This window comes from Streptomyces sp. NPDC043853, assembly GCF_056436025.1.
The window spans coordinates 156,639-177,204 of the sequence record NZ_JBWKDJ010000010.1 but is presented as its reverse complement, the minus strand read 5'-3'; the positions used below and the strand labels follow the sequence as shown (position 1 = coordinate 177,204).

At 70.7% G+C, this 20,566-nt stretch carries 15 protein-coding genes; 6 read left to right on the top strand and 9 right to left on the bottom strand.

The window, feature by feature from the left end; all coding sequences use genetic code 11:
- Positions 1-26 precede the first annotated feature (26 nt).
- From AC067U_RS25310 to metH, 4 genes are all read right to left on the bottom strand, one after another.
- A complete protein-coding gene (locus tag AC067U_RS25310) occupies positions 27-1,610 on the bottom strand; it encodes an ABC transporter substrate-binding protein (protein ID WP_478832043.1) in 1,584 nt (527 codons plus the stop codon).
- 71 nt (positions 1,611-1,681) lie between these two features.
- Positions 1,682-3,286 (bottom strand): ABC transporter substrate-binding protein, encoded by a 1,605-nt coding sequence (locus AC067U_RS25305; RefSeq protein ID WP_478832042.1) that lies wholly within the window; start codon positions 3,284-3,286, stop codon positions 1,682-1,684.
- A gap of 491 nt (positions 3,287-3,777) precedes the next feature.
- Entirely contained in the window at positions 3,778-4,479 is a 702-nt protein-coding gene (locus tag AC067U_RS25300; protein ID WP_478832041.1) for an HAD family hydrolase, read from the bottom strand.
- A 126-nt stretch (positions 4,480-4,605) separates the two neighbouring features.
- A complete protein-coding gene (metH, locus tag AC067U_RS25295; protein ID WP_478832040.1) occupies positions 4,606-8,115 on the bottom strand; it encodes a methionine synthase in 3,510 nt (1,169 codons plus the stop codon).
- A gap of 276 nt (positions 8,116-8,391) precedes the next feature.
- On the opposite strand from metH, the gene AC067U_RS25290 reads away from it, so the two are divergent.
- The 5 genes from AC067U_RS25290 (at position 8,392) to AC067U_RS25270 (ending at position 14,672) form a co-directional block, all read left to right on the top strand.
- Entirely contained in the window at positions 8,392-9,159 is a 768-nt protein-coding gene (locus tag AC067U_RS25290) for an IclR family transcriptional regulator (protein WP_478832039.1), read from the top strand.
- Positions 9,160-9,484: 325 nt separating this feature from the next.
- Complete coding sequence (locus AC067U_RS25285) at positions 9,485-10,267, top strand: MIP/aquaporin family protein (protein WP_478832038.1); 783 nt, start codon at positions 9,485-9,487, stop codon at positions 10,265-10,267.
- Between the two features lie 92 nt (positions 10,268-10,359).
- Positions 10,360-11,886 (top strand): glycerol kinase GlpK, encoded by a 1,527-nt coding sequence (gene glpK, locus AC067U_RS25280; RefSeq protein WP_478832037.1) that lies wholly within the window; start codon positions 10,360-10,362, stop codon positions 11,884-11,886.
- A gap of 74 nt (positions 11,887-11,960) precedes the next feature.
- Positions 11,961-13,568: a glycerol-3-phosphate dehydrogenase/oxidase gene (locus AC067U_RS25275; RefSeq protein ID WP_478832036.1), complete on the top strand. Its 1,608-nt coding sequence runs from the start codon at positions 11,961-11,963 to the stop codon at positions 13,566-13,568.
- 135 nt (positions 13,569-13,703) lie between these two features.
- Positions 13,704-14,672, top strand: coding sequence for a PAC2 family protein (locus AC067U_RS25270; protein ID WP_478832035.1), 969 nt, complete (start codon positions 13,704-13,706; stop codon positions 14,670-14,672).
- Positions 14,673-14,907: 235 nt separating this feature from the next.
- Here the strand turns inward: AC067U_RS25270 and mshC are convergent, their stop codons facing one another.
- The 4 genes from mshC to AC067U_RS25250 form a co-directional block, all read right to left on the bottom strand.
- Entirely contained in the window at positions 14,908-16,137 is a 1,230-nt protein-coding gene (gene mshC / locus AC067U_RS25265) for a cysteine--1-D-myo-inosityl 2-amino-2-deoxy-alpha-D-glucopyranoside ligase (RefSeq protein ID WP_478832034.1), read from the bottom strand.
- Positions 16,138-16,266: 129 nt separating this feature from the next.
- Positions 16,267-17,145 carry an SCO1664 family protein gene (locus tag AC067U_RS25260; protein ID WP_478832033.1) on the bottom strand — a complete coding sequence of 293 codons (879 nt, stop codon included), beginning with the start codon at positions 17,143-17,145 and terminating at the stop codon, positions 16,267-16,269.
- Positions 17,142-17,732, bottom strand: coding sequence for a DUF3090 domain-containing protein (locus AC067U_RS25255; protein WP_478832032.1), 591 nt, complete (start codon positions 17,730-17,732; stop codon positions 17,142-17,144). The genes AC067U_RS25260 and AC067U_RS25255 overlap by 4 nt, the downstream gene beginning before the upstream one ends.
- An 82-nt stretch (positions 17,733-17,814) precedes the next feature.
- Positions 17,815-18,519: a histidine phosphatase family protein gene (locus AC067U_RS25250; RefSeq protein WP_478832031.1), complete on the bottom strand. Its 705-nt coding sequence runs from the start codon at positions 18,517-18,519 to the stop codon at positions 17,815-17,817.
- A gap of 55 nt (positions 18,520-18,574) precedes the next feature.
- On the opposite strand from AC067U_RS25250, the gene AC067U_RS25245 reads away from it, so the two are divergent.
- Positions 18,575-19,567 (top strand): magnesium and cobalt transport protein CorA, encoded by a 993-nt coding sequence (locus AC067U_RS25245; RefSeq protein WP_478832030.1) that lies wholly within the window; start codon positions 18,575-18,577, stop codon positions 19,565-19,567.
- Positions 19,568-19,598: 31 nt separating this feature from the next.
- Here the strand turns inward: AC067U_RS25245 and AC067U_RS25240 are convergent, their stop codons facing one another.
- A complete protein-coding gene (locus AC067U_RS25240) occupies positions 19,599-20,387 on the bottom strand; it encodes a ferritin-like domain-containing protein (protein ID WP_478832029.1) in 789 nt (262 codons plus the stop codon).
- Positions 20,388-20,566 lie beyond the last annotated feature (179 nt).

The window sequence follows — 20,566 nt, the reverse complement described above, 5'->3', positions numbered from 1 at the left end:
CCTCCGGTGTGCGTGCGGGGACCGGCTCAGCCCTTGGAGATCTCCCAGAAGCGGAAGACGGTGGAGGCGTCCAGCGACCACTGCAGGCCGGTGATGTTCGGCCGGGCCACGGCGTACTGCTTGCTCTGCCAGAGCGGGAGGAGGGGGATCTCCTCGGCCACGATGTCCTGGAGGCGGGCGTAGTCGGTGCTGATGGAGGTCCGGTCGGAGACCGCCGAGGTCTGCGGGATGATCTTCTCGGTGATTTCCTTGTTGTTGTAGTTGTTCTTCAGCACGTTGTCCTTGCCGAAGAAGGGCGCGGTGAAGTTGTCGGCGTCGGGGTAGTCCGGCACCCAGCCGCGGACGTAGACGCCGTACTTGCCGGCCTCGATGTCCTTCTCGTACTGGTCGAACTCGGCGGACTTGACGTCCGCCTGGAACAGCCCGCTGTCGTTGAGCTGCTTGGCGATGGTCTGGAGGTCCTGCTGGGTGGCCGGGCCGTAACGGCTGGGGGTGGACCACAGGGTCAGCTTGACCTTGCCCTTGATGCCGCCCTTCTCCAGGACCTCCTTGGCCTTGTCGGCCTGCGGGGAGGAGCCGTACTTGTCGAAGAACGGGGTGGTGTGGCCGCCGATGCCCGCCGGGACGATCGAGTACAGCGGGGTGGCAGTGCCCTGGTGGACGGTCTTGACGAGGGCCTCGCGGTCCAGCAGGTAGGCCATGGCCTTGCGGACCGGGAGCTTGCCGGCGACCGGGTCGTTCATGTTGAAGACGAGGTGCGAGACCTCGGCTCCGGTGCCCTGGACGGCGGAGGGCTTGCCGTCGCTGCCGCTGGAGGCGGCGGGGTTGGGGATGTCCTTCGGGTCCAGGCCGCGGAAGGCGAAGTCGACCTGTCCGTCCTCCAGGGCCCGCTTGAGCGCGCTCTGGTCGCCGTCGAAGAACTTGATGGTGACGCCGTTGTTCTTCGGCTTGGCCTGGCCGGTGTAGGAGGAGTTGACGGAGAGGTTCGCCGACTTGTCCCCGAAGGAGTCCAGCTTGTAGACGCCGGAGCCGATGGCCTTGCCGTCGGTGCGCAGCTTGTCGGCCGGGTACTCGGTGTGGTCGACGATGGAGCCGGCGCCCGAGGCGATCTTGCTGGGGAAGGTCGCGTCGGGGGTCTTGAGGCGGAAGGTGACGGTCTTGTCGTCGGGGGTGTCGATGCCGGCTATGGACGTCAGCATGACGGCCGGGCCGTTCTCGTCGTTGATCTTCATCGTGCGCTCGAAGGAGAACTTGACGTCCTTGGAGGTGAGCGCGTTGCCGTTGCTGAACTTGAGGCCCGCGCGCAGGGTGCAGGTGTACACCTTGCTGTCGCTGCCCTGGAAGCCGCAGGTCTGGGCGGCGTCGGGGGCCGGGGCGGTCGCTCCCTTGGGGAAGTGCAGCAGCGACTGGAAGACGTTGTTGAACAGCAGCCAGGAGCCGGGGTCGTAGCCGGAGGCCGGGTCGGTGGCCTTCACCTGGTCGGACATTCCCATGACGACGGACTTGCCGTCGCTGTCGGCCGGGCCGTCCTGCGAGCCGCAACCGCTGAGCAGGGCAGCTGCGGTGGCCGCGCCGAGCGGGGCCGCCAGCCACTGGTTACGAATCTTCACGCGCGTGTCCTTCACAGTTCTTGTACGCCTTGTTCCGCCGGCCGCGGGTGCGCCGACCGGTTGCCGCAGTGTCAGCCCCGCATGCCCTGGCCGAGTTCCCACAGCTGAAGGTCGGAGATGGAGTTCACGGACCACTCCACTCCGGTGATGCCGTCGCGTGCGGCGACGTACTGCTTGCCCTGCCAGAGCGGCAGGACGGGCACGTCCTCGGCGACGATGTTCTGCATCTCCTCGATGGCGGGCGCGGCCAGGGTGCGGTCGGCCGCGCGCCGGGACTCGGGGATGAGCTTGGTGCGCACCGTGCTGTTCGCGTACGGCGTGCCCAGGAAGTTGTCCTGCTCCAGGAAGGGAGCGAGGAAGTTGTCGGCGTCGGCGTAGTCGGGGAACCAGCCGAGCCCGTAGGCGGCGTAGTCGCCCTGCTTCTGGGCGGGGCGGAACTCCGCCCACTGCTTGCCCTGGACGGTGACGTCGAACAGTTTGGTGGCGTTCAGCTGGGCCTTGAGTTCCTCGAACTCGGCGGCGGTGCCGTCGCCGTAGTGGTCGGTGGAGTAGTTCAGGGTCAGCTTGACGGGGGTCTTCACGCCGGCCGCGCGCAGGAGGTTCGCGGCGGTCTGGGTGTCGGCCTCGCCGTACTTGTTGTAGAAGGAGTTGACGTGGCCGGGGACGCTGCCGGGGACGAGGGAGTAGAGCGGCTGGGCGCTCTTGCCGTAGACCTTGTTGATCAGCCGGCCGCGGTCGACGGTGGCGGCGAGGGCCTGGCGTACGGCCTTGTCCTTGACGGCGGGGGCTTCGGTGTTGAAGCCGAGGTAGCGGATCTCCAGGCCGGGCAGGGGGACCAGCCGGACGCCCTTGGGCGGGTTGACGGAGAGCTCCTTGATCTGCGCCGGGGACAGGGTGCGGGAGACCATCTGCACCTTGTTGTCGGCGAGGGCGGCGCCCATGGACTCCGAGTCCGGGTAGGTACGCAGTTCGACCTTGTCGTTCTGCGGCTTGAGGTCGCCCTGGTAGTTCGGGTTGCGGGTGAAGATGGCGCGGACCAGCTGGTTGTCCTTGACCTCGGCCTTCATGGTGTACGGGCCGGAGCCTTCGACCTCGAAGCCGTCCCGGAGCTTCCTGGCGTCGTAGGTCTTGCGGTTGACGATGCCGGCGGCCGGGGTGGACAGCTTGTGCGGGAAGGTCGCGTCGGCGGTCTTCAGGCGGAAGACGATGGTGTCCTCGCCCTTGGTCTCGACCCGGTCGAGGGTGGAGAGGAGGGCGGAGGGGCCGTTCTCGTCCTTGATCGCGAGGACCCGGTCGATGGAGAATTTGACGTCCTCGGCGGTGAGCGGGTCGCCGTTGGCGAACTTCATGCCGGGCCGCAGGACGCAGCGGTAGGTCTGGTTGGCCTTGTCGGTGAAGTGGCACTTGGAGGCCGCTTCGGGGACGGGCTGGCCGCCGCCGCGGGGCGTGTGCATGAGTGTCTGGAGGGTCTGCCGGAGGACGTTCCAGGCGCCCGCGTCGTAGGCGTAGGCCGGATCGAAGGGTGCGGGCGCGGAGTCCGAGATCGCGAACCGGTCGGTGGTGCCGACCACGATCGCTCCGGATCCCGCTCCCGCTCCGCTGGTGCTGCCGCAGGCGGTCAGCGCGGGGGTGAGCAGGCCGGCCGCGGCCGTCAGCACCAGGGTCTTGCGGTTCATGCTGGGCGTTCTCCCTCGACCGGCACTTGGTCACTGCGGTACTGAGGGCATTTCGCGCATGGCGCCCGTTCGGGGCGGAACGATCGGGCCGGTGTTGTGACGATCGGTCCACGCAGTTCCGGCACGTGGGTATGTGTCCGGAACGGCTGAGGTGCGGCGAAGTGCCCGCGACGACCATAGTGGGCGGGGAAGGTATGGCTGGAACCGGCAGAGCCGGACTTGTAATCGCTGGGTGATGGGTCCGAACTGCCTGCGTATCCAAGGGTCTCGGCAATATTCGGTCAGGAGCTGATCAATCCGGACACAAGGGAAGGGTGCGGGGCCCGAAACGGGGCCGGGCGGGCCTGCCGCAGGTGACCAAGGTCACCCGGACGACCCGCCCGACGGGGGATGGAATTTCGGCCTCCGCGGCCGTGCGCGAGAGATCCTTCCGCCGCATGGCGCCCTGGCCCGTGTTCCGTTCGGTGAGCGCGGATACGGAGGGTGCGTGGTCAGTTCATCCGGGTGATCAGCGAGCGGAGGAAGGGAAGGTCCACGTCCTCGAGCGAGCCGACGATGGTCCGGCCCGGCGCGGGCTCGATCCGGCCCACCGAGGGAACGGCCACGACCCGGCAGCCGGCGGCCTCGGCGGCGGCGACGCCGGTGGCGGTGTCCTCGATGACGGCGCACCGTGCGGGGTGGGCGCCGAGGGACTGGGCGGCGAACAGGTAGGGGTCCGGGTGCGGCTTGGTGCGTACCACCTCGTCCCCGGCGACGGTGAGGGCGAACCGCTCGGGGCCCAGGGAGCGCAGGACGCGGTCGATGACCCGGCGGTGGGAGGCGGAGACCAGGGCGGTGGGCACGTTGTGCCGGGCGAGTTCGGAGAGCAGGCGCTCGGCGCCGGGCATGAGCGGCACGCGCTCGGCGATGCGGGCTTCGAACCGCTCGTTGAGCAGTACGGACATCTCGGCGAGGGAGATGGCGGCGCCGGTGGCCTCGATGAGGAAGCCCAGGCTGCGGCTCATCGGGCCGCCGACGACCACGTCGCGCCAGGATTCGTCGAGCCGGTGCCCGAGTTCCGCGAACGCGGCGACCTCGGCGTCCCACCAGAAGCCCTCGGTGTCGACGAGCGTGCCGTCCATGTCGAGCAGCACCGCCTGGAGGGCCGAACCGTCGGCCGTGCGCGCGACGGAGGCGGATACGGCGCTGGTCATGTGGCACACCTCTCTGAAGGGACGAGAAGGCCGGCCGCCTCTTCCCCCGGGACGGCACGCGGGGTGCGTGCCGGGGGGAACAGGCGACCGGCCTGTATGGGACCGACCAGTGTACGCCGGTCTGCCTCAGCGTGCGTTGAAATACTTCGCTTCGGGGTGGTGGATGACGATCGCGTCGGTGGACTGCTCGGGGTGGAGCTGGAACTCCTCGGACAGGTGGACCCCGATCCGCTCCGGCTGGAGCAGGTCGGCGATCTTCGCGCGGTCCTCCAGGTCGGGGCAGGCGCCGTAGCCGAGGGAGAAGCGGGCGCCGCGGTACTTCAGGGCGAACATGTCCTCGACGTCGGCGGGGTCTTCGCCGGCGAAGCCGAGCTCGGCGCGGACGCGGGCGTGCCAGTACTCGGCAAGGGCTTCGGCCAGCTGCACGGAGAGGCCGTGGAGTTCGAGGTACTCGCGGTAGGAGTCGGACTCGAACAGCTTGGCCGTGGCCTCGCCGATCTTCGAGCCGACGGTGACGACCTGGAGGCCGACCACGTCGGTCTCGCCGGACTCCTCGGGGCGGAAGAAGTCGGCGAGGCAGAGGCGGCGGCCGCGGCGCTGCCGGGGGAAGGTGAAGCGGGTCCGCTCGTTGCCCTGCTCGTCCAGGATGATCAGGTCGTCGCCCTTGGAGACGCACGGGAAGTAGCCGTAGACCACGGCGGCTTCCAGCAGGTTCTCGGTGTGCAGCTTCTCCAGCAGGCCGCGCAGTCGCGGCCGGCCCTCGGTCTCGACGAGCTCCTCGTACGTGGGGCCGCCGGCGCGGGCCTGCTTGAGGCCCCACTGGCCCTTGAACAGGGCGCCCTCGTCGAGCCAGGAGGCGTAGTCCTTCAGGCCGATGCCCTTGATGACGCGGGTGCCCCAGAACGGCGGGGCGGGCACCGGGTTGTCGACGGCGACGTCGGAGCGGTGGCCGCTCTCCGGCTCCTCCGCCTCGGGCAGGATCACGTCGCGCTTGGCGACGCGCCGCTGCTTGAGCTCGGGCAGGGCGGCGCCGGGCACGCCGCGCTTGACGGCGATCAGGGCGTCCATGAGGCGGAGGCCCTCGAAGGCGTCGCGGGCGTAGCGGACTTCGCCCTCGTAGATCTCGTGGAGGTCCTGCTCGACGTAGGCGCGGGTGAGGGCGGCACCGCCGAGGATGACCGGGTAGTCGGCGGCCAGCTTGCGCTGGTTGAGCTCCTCCAGGTTCTCCTTCATGATCACGGTGGACTTCACCAGGAGGCCGGACATGCCGATGACGTCGGCCCTGTGTTCCTCGGCGGCTTCCAGGATGGCCGAGACGGGCTGCTTGATGCCCAGGTTGACCACGTTGTAGCCGTTGTTGGAGAGGATGATGTCGACGAGGTTCTTGCCGATGTCGTGGACGTCGCCGCGGACGGTGGCCAGGACGATGGTGCCCTTGCCCTCGGCGTCGGACTTCTCCATGTGCGGTTCGAGGTAGGCCACCGCGGTCTTCATGACCTCGGCGGACTGGAGGACGAACGGCAGCTGCATCTGGCCGGAGCCGAAGAGCTCGCCGACGACCTTCATGCCTTCCAGCAGGGTGTCGTTGACGATGTCGAGGGCCGGCCGGTCCGCCAGGGCCTCGTCGAGGTCGGCCTCCAGGCCGTTCTTCTCGCCGTCGATGATCCGCCGCTGCAGGCGCTCCTCCAGCGGCAGGGCGAGGAGTTCCTCCGCCTTGCCCGCCTTGAGCGACTTGGTGGTGGCGCCCTCGAACAGGGCCATCAGCTTCTGCAGCGGGTCGTAGCCCTCGCTGCGGCGGTCGTAGATCAGGTCCAGGGCGGTGGTGACCTGCTCCTCGTCGAACCGGGCGATCGGCAGGATCTTCGAGGCGTGCACGATCGCCGAGTCGAGGCCGGCCTTGACGCACTCGTCCAGGAACACGGAGTTGAGCAGGATGCGGGCGGCCGGGTTCAGGCCGAAGGAGATGTTCGACAGGCCGAGGGTGGTCTGCACCTCGGGGTGCAGGCGCTTGAGCTCGCGGATGGCCTCGATGGTGGCGATGCCGTCCTTGCGGGACTCCTCCTGGCCGGTGCAGATGGTGAAGGTCAGGGTGTCGATGAGGATGTCCGACTCGCGGATGCCCCAGTTCTGCGTGAGGTCGGTGATCAGCCGCTCGGCGATCGCGACCTTGGTCTCGACGGTGCGGGCCTGGCCCTCCTCGTCGATGGTCAGCGCGATCAGGGCCGAGCCGTGTTCCTGCGCCAGCCGCGTGACCTTGGCGAAGCGGGAGTCGGGGCCGTCGCCGTCCTCGTAGTTGACGGAGTTGATGACCGCGCGGCCGCCGAGCTTCTCCAGGCCGGCCCGGATCACCTCGACCTCGGTGGAGTCCAGGACGATCGGCAGGGTGGAGGCGGTCGCGAAGCGGCCGGCGAGCTCCTCCATGTCCGCGACGCCGTCCCGGCCCACGTAGTCCACGCAGAGGTCGAGCATGTGCGCGCCCTCGCGGATCTGGTCGCGGGCCATCTCCACGCAGTCGTCCCAGCGGGCCTCCAGCATCGCCTCGCGGAACTTCTTCGACCCGTTCGCGTTCGTCCGCTCGCCGATCGCCATGTAGGAGGTGTCCTGGCGGAACGGCACGGTCTGGTAGAGGGAGGAGGCGCCGGGCTCGGGGCGCGGCTCGCGGGCGGCCGGGGTGAGGCCGTGGACGCGTTCGGCGACCTGGCGGAGGTGTTCGGGGGTGGTGCCGCAGCAGCCGCCGATCAGGGAGAGGCCGTACTCGCGGACGAAGGTCTCCTGGGCGTCGGCGAGCTCGGAGGCCGACAGCGGGTAGTGCGCGCCGTCCTTGGTGAGGACGGGCAGGCCGGCGTTGGGCATGCAGGACAGCGGGATGCGGGCGTTGCGGGCGAGGTAGCGCAGGTGCTCGCTCATCTCCGCGGGGCCGGTGGCGCAGTTCAGGCCGATCATGTCGATGCCCAGCGGCTCCAGCGAGGTCAGCGCGGCGCCGATCTCGGAGCCGAGCAGCATGGTGCCGGTGGTCTCCACGGTGACCGAGCAGATCAGCGGCACGGAGACGCCGAAGGCGTCCATGGCGCGGCGGGCGCCGATCAGCGAGGCCTTGGTCTGGAGGAGGTCCTGGGTGGTCTCGACGAGCAGGGCGTCGGCGCCGCCCGCGAGCAGGCCCTCGGCGTTGATCTGGTAGGCGTCGCGGATGGTGGCGTAGGAGATGTGGCCGAGGGTGGGCAGCTTGGTGCCGGGGCCCATCGAGCCGAGCACCCAGCGCTGGCGGCCGGTGGAGGCGGTGTACTCGTCGGCGACCTGGCGGGCGATGCGGGCGCCGGCCTCGGACAGCTCGAAGTTGCGTTCGGCGATGTCGTACTCGGCGAGCGCGGCGAAGTTGGCGCCGAAGGTGTTGGTCTCGACGCAGTCGACCCCGGCGGAGAAGTACTCCTCGTGCACGGAGCGGACGATGTCGGGGCGCGTAACGTTCAGGACCTCGTTGCAGCCTTCGAGCTGCTGGAAGTCCTCCAGCGAGGGGTCCTGCGCCTGGAGCATCGTTCCCATGGCTCCGTCGGCGACCACCACGCGGGTGGCCAGCGCCTCCCGGAGGGCTTCGGCCCGGGCACGGGTGTCGGCGGGCGGGTTCGGCAACGAGGCCATGGTGTGCTCCCTGGAGTGCGACGGCTGTCGGCTTTACACCCTTCTGACAAGGGTGTACGCGGTCAGGGTAGCGGTGCGGGCGCGCCCCCGGTGCGGCCGTCCCACGGGGCGGACAGGCATCCTGTGCGCGGGGGCCGCCGCGGGGGTCCGGCGACGCCGGTCGCCCCGGTCCTGCACGAGGTCGGCATCGGCCGATAGAGTTCGACATTGTCGAACTACGTCTTCATCGGCTCTCACCATCTCCACCCGTTCTACACCGCTCCAGGAGGCCCCGCGATGGCACGGAACATCCAGTCGCTCGAACGAGCCGCTGCGATGCTGCGGCTTCTGGCGGGCGGCGAGCGCCGGCTCGGCCTCTCCGACGTGGCCTCCTCCCTGGGGCTGGCCAAGGGCACGGCGCACGGCATCCTGCGCACCCTGCAGGCGGAGGGCTTCGTCGAGCAGGACCCGGCGTCCGGCCGCTACCAGCTGGGCGCCGAGCTGCTGCGGCTGGGCAACAGCTACCTGGACGTGCACGAGCTGCGCGCCCGGGCGCTGGTGTGGACCGACGACCTGGCGCGGGCCAGCGGCGAGAGCGTGTACGTGGGCGTGCTGCACCAGAGCGGGGTGCTGATCATGCACCACGTGTTCCGGCCGGACGACAGCCGCCAGGTGCTGGAGGTGGGGGCCATGCAGCCGCTGCACTGCACGGCCCTGGGCAAGGTGCTGTCGGCGTACGACCCGGTGGCGCACAGCGAGGCGGTGGAGGCCGAACGGGAGGCGTTCACCCCGCGGACGGTCACCGACCTGGAGGGCTTCGAGTCGGTGCTGGCGCTGACCCGGGCCCGCGGCTGGGCGGCCGACGTGGAGGAGACCTGGGAGGGCATCGCCTCGGTGGCGGCGCCCATCCACGACCGGCGGCGGATGCCGGTGGGCGCGGTGGCCGTGGCGGGCGCCGTGGAGCGGGTCTGCGGGGAGCCCGGGGAGCCGCGTCCCGGCCTGGTGGCGGCGGTCCGCGACTGCGCAAGGGCGGTTTCCCGCGATCTCGGCGCGGGCCGGTTCTGACCTTCCCCTTCTCTGCCAGGAGGCCACTCTGTGGCCTCTTTTGGCATTTTCTGGCTCCTTTCGGCCACGCCTTGCCATCCAGATGGCCGAATTTGGGCGATCGTACCGAGTGGTAACGATCCGGAATCTGGCCTGGCCAGCCCTTGACGCATTCTTCACCTGGCCGGAAAACTGCCGTTCATCGGTCGGCATTGTCGAACACCTACCGGCAATACGCGCTAGGGTGTGACAAGGCCGGGACCGGAACAGCACTGACCCAGTGCGTGGACCCCGGGCGGGATCCGGGGTCCCCTCACCCCCTGGACGTAGGACAAAGGAGTCGCGAGTGACCAGCTCCGACATCTTCATCGGCGAGACCATCGGTACCGCCCTGCTCACCCTCCTCGGCGGCGGCGTCTGCGCCGCGCTGACCCTCAAGAGCTCCAAGGCCCGCAACGCGGGCTGGCTCGCGATCACCTTCGGCTGGGGCTTCGCCGTCCTGATCGCGGCCTACGTGTCCGCCCCGCTCTCCGGCGCGCACCTGAACCCGGCGGTCACCGTCGGCATCGCCGTCACCAGCGGCGAATGGGGCGACGTCCCCGTCTACCTGGCCGGCCAGATGCTCGGCGCGATGCTGGGCTCCGTGCTGATGTGGATCGCCTACTACGGCCAGTTCCGGGCGCACCTGTCCGACCCGGAGCACATCAAGGACGCCACGCTCGGCCCGGAGGACCCCCACCCCCACGACCAGGCCGGCCCGGTCCTGGGAATTTTCTCCACCGGCCCGGAAATCCGTCACGTCGTCCAGAACCTCGCGACCGAGATCATCGGTACCTTCGTACTGATCATCGCGATCCTCACGCAGGGCCTGCAGGGCGACGGCAAGGGCCTCGGCGTCATCGGAGTCCTGATCACCTCCTTCGTGGTCGTCGGCATCGGCCTCTCGCTGGGCGGCCCGACCGGCTACGCCATCAACCCGGTCCGCGACCTCGGCCCGCGCATCGTGCACGCCCTGCTCCCGCTGCCCAACAAGGGCGGTTCGGACTGGGGATACTCCTGGATCCCGGTGGTCGGCCCGCTGATCGGCGCCGCGCTCGCCGGCGGTCTGTACAACCTCGCGTTCGCCTGATCCGCTGATCTGCTGATCCGCCGGCGCGCCGATCGGCCCCCGCCGACCGCGCCGGCCATCCGCCCACTCCGAGACTTGCCAGGAGCAGCCACATGACCACCAGCACCGGTCCCTTCATCGCCGCGATCGACCAGGGCACCACCTCCTCCCGCTGCATCGTCTTCGACCGCGACGGCCGCATCGTCGCCGTCGACCAGAAGGAGCACGAGCAGATCTTCCCGAAGCCGGGCTGGGTGGAGCACGACGCCACCGAGATCTGGACCAACGTCCAGGAGGTCGTCGCCGGGGCCATCGCCAAGGCCGGCATCACCTCCGCGGACGTCAAGGCCGTCGGCATCACCAACCAGCGCGAGACCACCGTCCTGTGGGACAAGAACACCGGCGAGCCGGTGCACAACGCGCTGGTCTGGCAGGACACCCGCACCGACGCCCTGTGCAAGGAGCTCGGCCGCAACGTCGGCCAGGACCGCTTCCGCCGCGAGACCGGCCTGCCGCTGGCGAGCTACTTCGCGGGTCCGAAGGTCCGCTGGCTGCTCGACAACGTCGAGGGCCTGCGGGCGCGCGCCGAGGCCGGCGACATCCTCTTCGGCACCATGGACTCGTGGGTCATCTGGAACCTCACGGGCGGCGCGCAGGGCGGCGCACACGTCACCGACGTCACCAACGCCTCCCGCACCATGCTCATGAACCTGCACACCCTGGCGTGGGACGAGCGCATCGCGGAGTCCATGGGCGTCCCGCTCAACGTCCTCCCCGAGATCAAGTCCTCCGCCGAGGTCTACGGCCACGTCAAGGACGGCGTCCTGGCCGGCGTCCCGGTCGCCTCGGCGCTCGGTGACCAGCAGGCCGCCCTGTTCGGCCAGACCTGTTTCGCCGAGGGCGAGGCCAAGTCCACGTACGGCACCGGAACGTTCATGCTGATGAACACCGGCGACAAGATCATCAACTCCTACAGCGGCCTGCTGACCACGGTCGGCTACCAGATCGGCGACGAGAAGCCGGTCTACGCCCTGGAGGGCTCCATCGCCGTCACCGGCTCGCTCGTCCAGTGGATGCGCGACCAGATGGGCCTGATCAACTCCGCGGCCGAGATCGAGACCCTGGCCTCCTCCGTCGAGGACAACGGCGGCGCCTACTTCGTGCCCGCCTTCTCCGGCCTGTTCGCCCCGTACTGGCGCTCCGACGCCCGCGGCGTGATCGCCGGCCTCACCCGGTACGTCACCAAGGCGCACATCGCCCGTGCCGTACTGGAGGCCACCGCCTGGCAGACCCGCGAGATCACCGACGCCATGACCAAGGACTCGGGCGTCGAGCTCAGCGCCCTGAAGGTCGACGGCGGCATGACCTCCAACAACCTGCTGATGCAGACCCTCTCGGACTTCCTGGACGCCCCCGTGGTCCGTCCCATGGTCGCCGAGACCACCTGCCTCGGTGCCGCCTACGCCGCCGGCCTGGCCGTCGGCTTCTGGCCCGACACCGACGCCCTGCGCGCCAACTGGCGGCGGGCCGCGGAGTGGACCCCGCGGATGCCCGAGGACCAGCGGGAGCGCGAGTACAAGAGCTGGCTCAAGGCCGTGGAGCGGACCATGGGCTGGGTCGACGACGAAGACGCCAGCTGATCGCGATCGGCTGACGCAAGCCTGCCGGCCCGACCGTCCGGTGCCGGCGCAAGCGACGACGAGGAGCTAAGACAATGAGCAGCCTGCAGAGCGTGCCCGCCCTGGGCACGCACCCGACCGCCGGTTCGAACCCGAGCCGTGCCGAGACCCGCGAGCAGCTGGCGAAGGCCACGTACGACCTGCTGGTCATCGGTGGCGGAATCCTGGGCACCTCGGTGGCCTGGCACGCCGCGCAGTCGGGCCTGCGGGTCGCCATGGTGGACGCCGGCGACTTCGCCGGCGCCACCTCCTCGGCCTCCTCCAAGCTGGTCCACGGCGGTCTGCGCTACCTGCAGACCGGCGCGGTCAAGCTGGTCGCCGAGAACCACCACGAGCGGCGGGTGCTGGCCAAGGACGTGGCCCCGCACCTGGTCAACCCGCTCACCTTCTACCTGCCGGTCTACAAGGGCGGTCCGGTGGGGGCGGCCAAGCTGGGCGCGGGCGTGTTCGCGTACTCCGCCCTCTCGGCCTTCGGCGACGGCATGGGCAAGGTCATATCCCCGGCCCGTGCCGCCGCCGACAACCCCGGTCTGAAGACGGACAACCTCAAGGCCGTCGCGGTCTACTACGACCACCAGATGAACGACTCCCGCGTCGCGGTCATGACGGTCCGCGCGGCCGTCGAGTCCGGCGCGGTGGTCCTCAACCACGCCGAGGTCACCGGCCTGCGCATGACGAAGGGCCGGGTGACCGGCGCCGAGCTCAAGGACCGCCTGGACGGCACCGAGTTCGGGGTCGACGCACGCGTCGTGCTCAACGCCACCGGCCCGTGGGTGGACCACCTGCGGCGCATGGAAGACAAGCACTCGATGCCGTCGATCCGCCTGTCCAAGGGCGCTCACATCGTCATGAAGCGGAAGTCGCCGTGGAAGGCCGCCATGGCCACCCCGATCGACAAGTACCGCATCACCTTCGCCCTGCCGTGGGAGGACCAGCTCCTGCTCGGCACCACCGACACCCAGTACGAGGGCGACCCGGCGGACGTGCGGGCCACCGAGGCCGACATCCAGCAGATCCTGGACGAGGCCGCGTTCTCCATCAAGGACACCGACCTCGACCGCTCCCTGATGACCTACGCCTTCGCCGGCCTGCGCGTGCTGCCCGGCGGTCCGGGCAACGTGGCCCAGGCCAAGCGCGAGACGGTGGTCACCGAGGGCGCGGGCGGCATGCTGTCGGTGGCCGGCGGCAAGTGGACCACCTACCGGCACATCGGCCGCGTGGTCATGGACAAGCTGGCGAAGCTTCCGGGCAGCCCGCTGACCGAGGACATGGAGCCGGTGAAGTCCCTGGTGCGCCGGGTCCCGCTGCCCGGTGTCGCCAACCCCAACGCGGTCGCGCACCGCCTGCTGGTGGACCGCGAGCCGGGCATGCGGATGGACCCGCTCACCGCCCGGCACCTGGCCTCCCACTACGGCTCGCTGGCCTTCGACATCGCCCGCCTGGTCAACGAGGACCCCGCGCTGGGCGAGCGCATCCACGAGGACGGCCCGGAGATCTGGGCACAGGTCGCCTACGCCCGCGACTACGAGTGGGCGCAGACGGTGGACGACGTGCTGCGCCGCCGTACGACGGTGACCGTACGCGGCCTGGACGACGAGGCCGTGCGGGCCCGGGTCGCGGAGATGCTGGCCGCGAAGGCGTAGCCCACCCGGCCACTGGGCAGGGGCGGTTCCTGAGGGAACCGCCCCTTCGTCATGGCGTCACGCGGGGTGTGGCGGCCGTCCCCTCAAGGCATAGGCTGACCCCTTGTACACGAGGAACTTCGGAAGGAGACCTGGGTGATCGAGCTTGAGGGCGTGCCCGAGCTGATCGACCCGGTCATGGTGGCCGCGTTCGAAGGCTGGAACGACGCGGGCGACGCGGCCTCCGGTGCGGTCGCGCATCTGGACCGGGAATGGAAGGGCGAGGTCTTCGCGGCGCTGGACGCCGAGGACTACTACGACTTCCAGGTCAACCGGCCGACGGTGTGGCTGGACAACGGCGTGCGCAAGATCACCTGGCCGACGACCCGGCTCTCGGTGGTCCGGATCGGCGGCGCGAAGCCGCGCGACCTGGTCCTGGTGCGGGGCATCGAACCGTCCATGCGCTGGCGGTCGTTCTGCAACGAGCTCCTCGGCTTCGCCCACGAACTGGGCGTCGAGATGGTGGTCATCCTGGGCGCGCTGCTGGGCGACACCCCGCACACCCGCCCGGTGCCGGTCAGCGGGGTCACCTCGGACCCGGACCTGGCGCGGACCATGGACCTGGAGGAGACCCGGTACGAGGGGCCGACGGGCATCGTCGGCATCCTGCAGGAGGCGTGCACGCACGCCGGCGTCCCGGCCGTCTCCCTGTGGGCGGCGGTCCCCCACTACGTCTCGCAGCCGCCGAACCCGAAGGCGACGCTGGCGCTCCTCAACCGCCTCGAGGACCTGATCGACATCCGGATCCCGCTGGGCGAGCTGCCGGAGGACGCGAGGGCCTGGCAGCTGGGCGTGGACCAGCTGGCGGCGGAGGACAGCGAGGTCGCCGAGTACGTGCAGACGCTGGAGGAGGCCCGGGACACGGCGGACCTGCCGGAGGCGTCCGGCGAGGCCATCGCCCGCGAGTTCGAGCGCTACCTGCGGCGGCGCGACCCCGCGCCCGATCCGGGCGGCGCCGGTGACGGGTCGTACTTCCGCGACCCGTCGAGCGGGGGCCGCCCCCAGCCGAAGCCGAAGCCGGGGCCGGAGGGGCCGGCGGACTCCGACGAGGACTCGCCGGGCTGACCGCTGCGCGGGGCGATGTCCCCTCCCCGCCCTCCCCCGGACGCCGTCCGGGGGGACCTCAGTCCCGAAACCGGGGCTCCGCCCCGGACCCCCTGCACGAACGCCGGTGGGCCGGAACTGCTGAGCAGTTCCGGCCCACCGGCGTTCGTGATGCGGGGGCCGGGGCCCGCCGGGGGTCCGACGGGCACCGCCCCCGGTTTCGGGAAGGGGAGGGATAACGCTCCGCGCAGCGGACCTACAGGGCCACGCCCAGCAACGCGTCGACCGTCCGCGAGACCAGCCCGGGGGCCGACTCGTCCTCGCCGCCCTCCGCGTCCTGGAGGGCCGCCCAGCGGTCGACCGCCGCCAGGGCCGTCGGCGCGTCCAGGTCGTTCGCCAGGGCCGCGCGGACCTCCTCGACCAGCGCGTCCGCGGACGGGCCGTCCGGCCGGGACACCGCCGCGCGCCAGCGCCCGAGGCGGGCCTCCGCCTCGGCCAGGACCTCGTCGGTCCACTCCCAGTCCGCCCGGTAGTGGTGCGAGAGCAGGGCGAGGCGGATCGCCACCGGGTCCACCCCGGCCCGGCGCAGCGCCGAGACGAAGACCAGGTTCCCCTTCGACTTCGACATCTTCTCGCCGTGCAGCGCGACCATGCCCGCGTGCACGTACGCCGTGGCCATCGGGAACTCGCCCGTCAGCACCTGCGCGTGCGAGGCACCCATCTCGTGGTGCGGGAACGCCAGGTCGGAGCCGCCGCCCTGGATGTCGAAGCCCATCCCGAGGTGCTCCAGCGCGATGGCGACGCACTCGATGTGCCAGCCGGGGCGGCCGCGCCCCAGCGAGGCGCCGTCCCAGCTGGGCTCCCCGTCCCGCGCCGCCATCCACAGCATCGGGTCGACGGGGTTCTTCTTGCCGGGCCGCTCCGGGTCGCCGCCGCGCTCTGCGGACAGCAGGCGCATCGCCTCGGCGTCGAGCCCCGAGACCGACCCGAAGTGCGGGTCGGCCTCGACGGAGAAGTAGATGTCGCCGTCCAGCTCGTAGGCGGCGCCCACCTCGCGCAGGCGTTCCACCAGCGGCACGATCCCGGGTATGGCCTCGACCGCGCCGATGTAGTGCTGCGGCGGCAGCATCCGCAGGGCGGTCATGTCCTCGCGGAACAGCGCGGTCTCGCGCTCCGCGAGCTCGGTCCAGTCGTGGCCGTCGCGCATCGCCCGCTCCAGCAGCGGATCGTCCACGTCGGTGACGTTCTGGACGTAGTGGACCTGCCGCTTGGTGTCGAGCCACACGCGCTGAACGAGGTCGAACGCGTTGTAGGTCGCCGCGTGACCCATGTGGGTCGCGTCGTACGGGGTGATACCGCAGACGTAGATACGGGCGACGGGACCGGGACTGAGGGTGATCAGTCCGCCGGTCGCGGTGTCGTGGATCTGGAGGTCGCGGCCCTTGCCGGGCAGGGCGGGGACCTCAGAAGCGGGCCAGGCATGCATGCCTCGAGCCTAACCGGACGGATATTCCGTAAACGAACCGGACCTGCACCGTTACCGGGAATGGCTGGTTCCGCACTCTTGCGGAGTGGCTCGATCTGTGCGTTGCCGCGCGTCTGCCGTAGACCGCGCTCAGACGGGCGGCCAGGGGATCGACGGCCACTGACCGGACGGCTCCGGATGCGTCCCGGTGCGCAGCAGTACCGCCACCCGGTCCCGTACTGCGGCCACCTCGGCGGGGGTGATCAGTTCGCCCAGCCGGGTGGCGAGCGGGCCTCCCTCGGCGAGCTGCCCGGAGAGCGAGCCGAGCACGGCCACCGCCTCCTCGGTGAGGGGTTCCCCCGCCCACCCCCACAGCAGGGTCCGCAGCTTGTCCTCCACGTGGAAGGTGACCCCGTGGTCGATGCCGTAGAGCCGCCCGCCGCGGTCCGGCAGCAGGTGGCCGCCCTTCCGGTCGCCGTTGTTGATCACGGCGTCGAGGACGGCGAGCCGCCGCAGCCGCTCGTCGTCGGCGTGCACCAGCAGCGCGGTGCGGCCGCCGCCGACCTCGGCGAAGGCGACCGGCCGCCAGCCGTCCCCGGCCTCCTCGCCGTCGACCAGCGCGAGCAGCCCGTCACCTTCCCCGGCACCGTCCGGCCCGCCACCGTCCGGCCCGTCCTCGGTATCGCCCTCACCGGGCTCGCGGGCCTCGCCCGGGTCGATCCACTGCTGGACCATGCCCTCGCCGTAGGGGCCGTCGCGCAGCACGGTGACCGGCACCAGGCCCCATCCGGTGGCCTCGGAGACCAGGTAGGCGGCGACCTCGCGCTGGGCGAGGGTGCCGTCGGGGAAGTCCCACAGCGGGCGCTCGCCCTTGACCGGCTTGTACACGCACGCGGCGGTGCTGCCGTCGAGGCTGGCCGTGCACAGCAGGACCGCGTTGGAGGCTTCCCGGATCCGGCCGCGGACCGTCAGCTCACCGTGGGTGAGCAGCTCCACCAGGGAGGAGCCGGCGGGGGTCACGGCGGTCACACCTGCCGCCGGTATCCGTTCTGACGCGGACACACGTGTCCTTCCGGGTCCAGGGGCAGGCTGCACAGCGGGCACGGCGGCCGGCCCGCGTTGACGACGTCCAGCGCGCGCTTGGCGAAGGCCCGGGCCTGCGCGCCGGTGAGCCGGACGCGGAGCATGGGCGGGCCGTTCTCCTCGTCCTGCAGGAGCCGCTCCTCGGCCTCGGCGAGGTCCTCCTCGGAGTCCGCCTCCAGTTCGACCAGGGCCTGGGCCTCGACGATCATCCGCTGTTCCTCGCCGTCCCAGGCCAGGGCCATGGTGCCGACGCGGAACTCCTCGTCCACGGGGACGTCCAGCGGTGCGGTGTCGCTGGCCTCGGCCGGTGCCACGGCCGGCACCGCCGCGTTGCCGCCGGTCCGGCGCACGACCTCGTCGAGGAGCTCGTCCATCCGCTCGGCGAGCGCGGCGACCTGGGTCTTCTCCAGCGCGACGCTGGTGACCCGGGGACCCGCCGATGCCTGCAGGAAGAACGTACGGCGTCCAGGCAGGCCGACCGTGCCCGCGACGAAGCGGTCCGGCGGGTCGTAGAGGAACACCTGACGGGGCACGGACGGTCTCCAAGTCTCGGCAAGGTCGTTCTGGGCAGGGTCGATCAGTCCACACTACTGCGCCCGCTCGTGCACCGTTCGGTCACCCGGCGCCCGCGCCGCCCCCGACCACCGCTTTCCCGCCGTCTTCCGTGAGTTTGTCCGTGTTGCCGCCCCGGGGGGCGAGGGAGCCGAAGTCCCCGGTGTCACCCAGCCGGAGCAGGAAGGGGCGGGTGCGGGTGTAGCGGATCGCGGTGACCGAGCAGGGGTCGACGTGGAGGCGCTGGAACAGGTCCAGGTGCATGCCGAGGGCGTCGGCGACAAGGGACTTGATGATGTCCCCGTGCGAGCACATCAGGTACACGGCGTCCGTGCCGTGCTGTTCGTCGATGCGGGCGTTCCAGTCCCGTACGGCGTCCACGGCGCGGGCCTGCATGGCCCGCATGGACTCCCCGCCGGGGAAGGCGGCGGCGGACGGGTGCTGCTGGACCACGTCCATCAGGGGCTCGTCGGCCAGTTCGGAGAGTTTGCGGCCCGACCAGTCGCCGTAGTGGCATTCGCCGATTCGCTCGTCGGTGTGCAACGGAAGGTCCGGGCGGGCCGCCAGCAGTGGCTCCAGGGTCTGCGCGCAGCGTTCGAGGGGGCTGGTGACGGCGGCCGCCAGGGGCAGCCCGGCGAGCCGCTCCGGGAGCGCGGCGGCCTGGGCCGCGCCGCGCTCGTCGAGGGTCACGCCGGGGGTCCATCCGGCGAGCAGCCCTGCGGTGTTGGCGGTGGACCGCCCGTGCCGTACGAGGATCAACGTGGCCATGGCGCCAAGGGTAGGCGGTGCGCCCGGGGTGCGGGTCGGGGCGGGGCAGGGAAGAATGCCCGGCGTGATTGTGGACTGCGCCATCTACCGGGACGGCCGCCGGACGGAGGGGCCGGAGGACCTGTCCGATGCCCTGGAGGAGGCACGGGCGAGCGGGGACGCCTTCCTGTGGATCGGCATGTACGAGCCGACCGAGAAGGAGTTCGATCACGTCCGGCACGAGTTCGGCCTGCACCCGCTCGCCGTGGAGGACGCCTTGACCGCTCACCAGCGGCCGAAGCTGGAGGTCTACGACGACTCGCTGTTCGTGGTCCTCAAGCCGGTGCTGTACGACGACACCACGGACACGGTGACGACGGGCGAACTGATGGTCTTCGTCGGCGATTCCTTCGTGGTGACCGTCCGGCACGGCGAGGGCGGGGCGCTCTCGGCGGTGCGCCGACGGCTGGAGCACGAGCCGGAGGTGCTCAGGCACGGGCCGACGGCCGTGCTGTACGCGGTCAGCGACGCGGTGGTGGACCACTACATCGAGGTCGCGGCCGAGCTCCAGGCCGACATGGAGGAGGTGGAGGCGGACGTGTTCGCGCCGAACCCCACCGACCCGAAGTCGATCGCGGCGCGGATCTACAGCTTCAAGCGGCAGGTGCTGGAGTTCCGGCGGGCCACGACCCCGCTGATCCAGCCGATGAACCGGCTCGCCTTCGGCGGGGTGCCGTTCGTGGAGGGGCACGCGCAGCCCTTCTTCCGCGACGTCGCCGACCACCTGGCCAAGGCCACCGAGTACATCGAGGGCCTGGACCGGCTGCTGTCGGACGCCCTGGCGGCGCACCTGGCGCAGATGGGCGTGCGGCAGAACGACGACGTGCGGAAGATCTCGGCGTGGGCGGCGATGGCCGCCGTCCCGACGATGGTCGCGGGCATCTACGGCATGAACTTCGAGCACATGCCCGAGCTCGCGCAGTGGTGGGCGTACCCGCTGGTGCTGGTCCTGATGGCGGCGGCCTGCGCCGGCCTGCACCGGATGTTCAAACGGCGCGGCTGGCTTTAGCGGTCGCAGGCGTCCGGGGCTGCGCCGCGGCTCAGGCGAACTCGGGTGCGGTGGCCACCGGGCCGCCGAGGGCGTCGCGGCGGTCGGGCATGGCCAGGCTGACCATGCGGTGCCAGCCGGCGAAGCGTTCGTACCCGTAGACGGCGCGGATGCCGGCGGCGAGCAGGGCGGCCTTCGGGCGGGGCCACTTGAGGATGCGGCCCATGTGGTCCATGACGGCCAGGCTGACCTCCCGGTAGACCGCGATCTCGACCAGGGCGCTCTCGCGCAGCACCCGCTGGATGGTGCGGCCGTGCCCGGCCCGGGCGAGCCGGAGCAACTCCTCGTGGCAGTAGGAGAGGTGGTTGGTCTCGTCCTTGCTGATCATGCTGATGGCCTTGCCGAGCTCGGGGTGTTCGCCGAAGTCCTTGACGAGCATGTCCATCTGGTCGGCGGCGCGCTGTTCGGTGACCCGGCTGTGGGCGAGGTAGACCACGATGTCCCGTTCGGAGAGGGGTTCGTCGGCCCGCAGCTTGGTGTGCGCGAGGCCGATGCCGCGGCGTTCCAGCAGCATGGTGTAGTCGGTCTCCGGCGGGACCGGGACCGCCGGCAGTCCCCGCTTGCGGAGCAGGGCGGTGAAGATCCGGCCGTGCTTGTCCTCGTCCGCCCCGTGCCGGGTGATCTTGGGGGCCATGTCGCGCATGCTCTCCGGGACCAGGGCCGCGATCCGGCCGTTCTCCCAGCCGCCCTGGGCCTCACCGCTCGCGGCGATGGAGCAGAACAGCTGGAAGGACTCGTCGTTGTCGACGATCTCCTGGAACAGGCTGCGGGCAGAGAGCATGGGCCACCTCCGTGCGGGGACACCCCCGGCAGTACGTCGTACCGGCTCGTAGGGCCTCGTAGTACCTCACTGAAGTCGCGATGGGGTCGACGGGCAACCCGATACGCCGGACGACTGGGCCGAACGAAGGATGCGAAGGGGTGGCGGAGGAGGCGTAACCCGGCGGGCGGGCCGTGCGT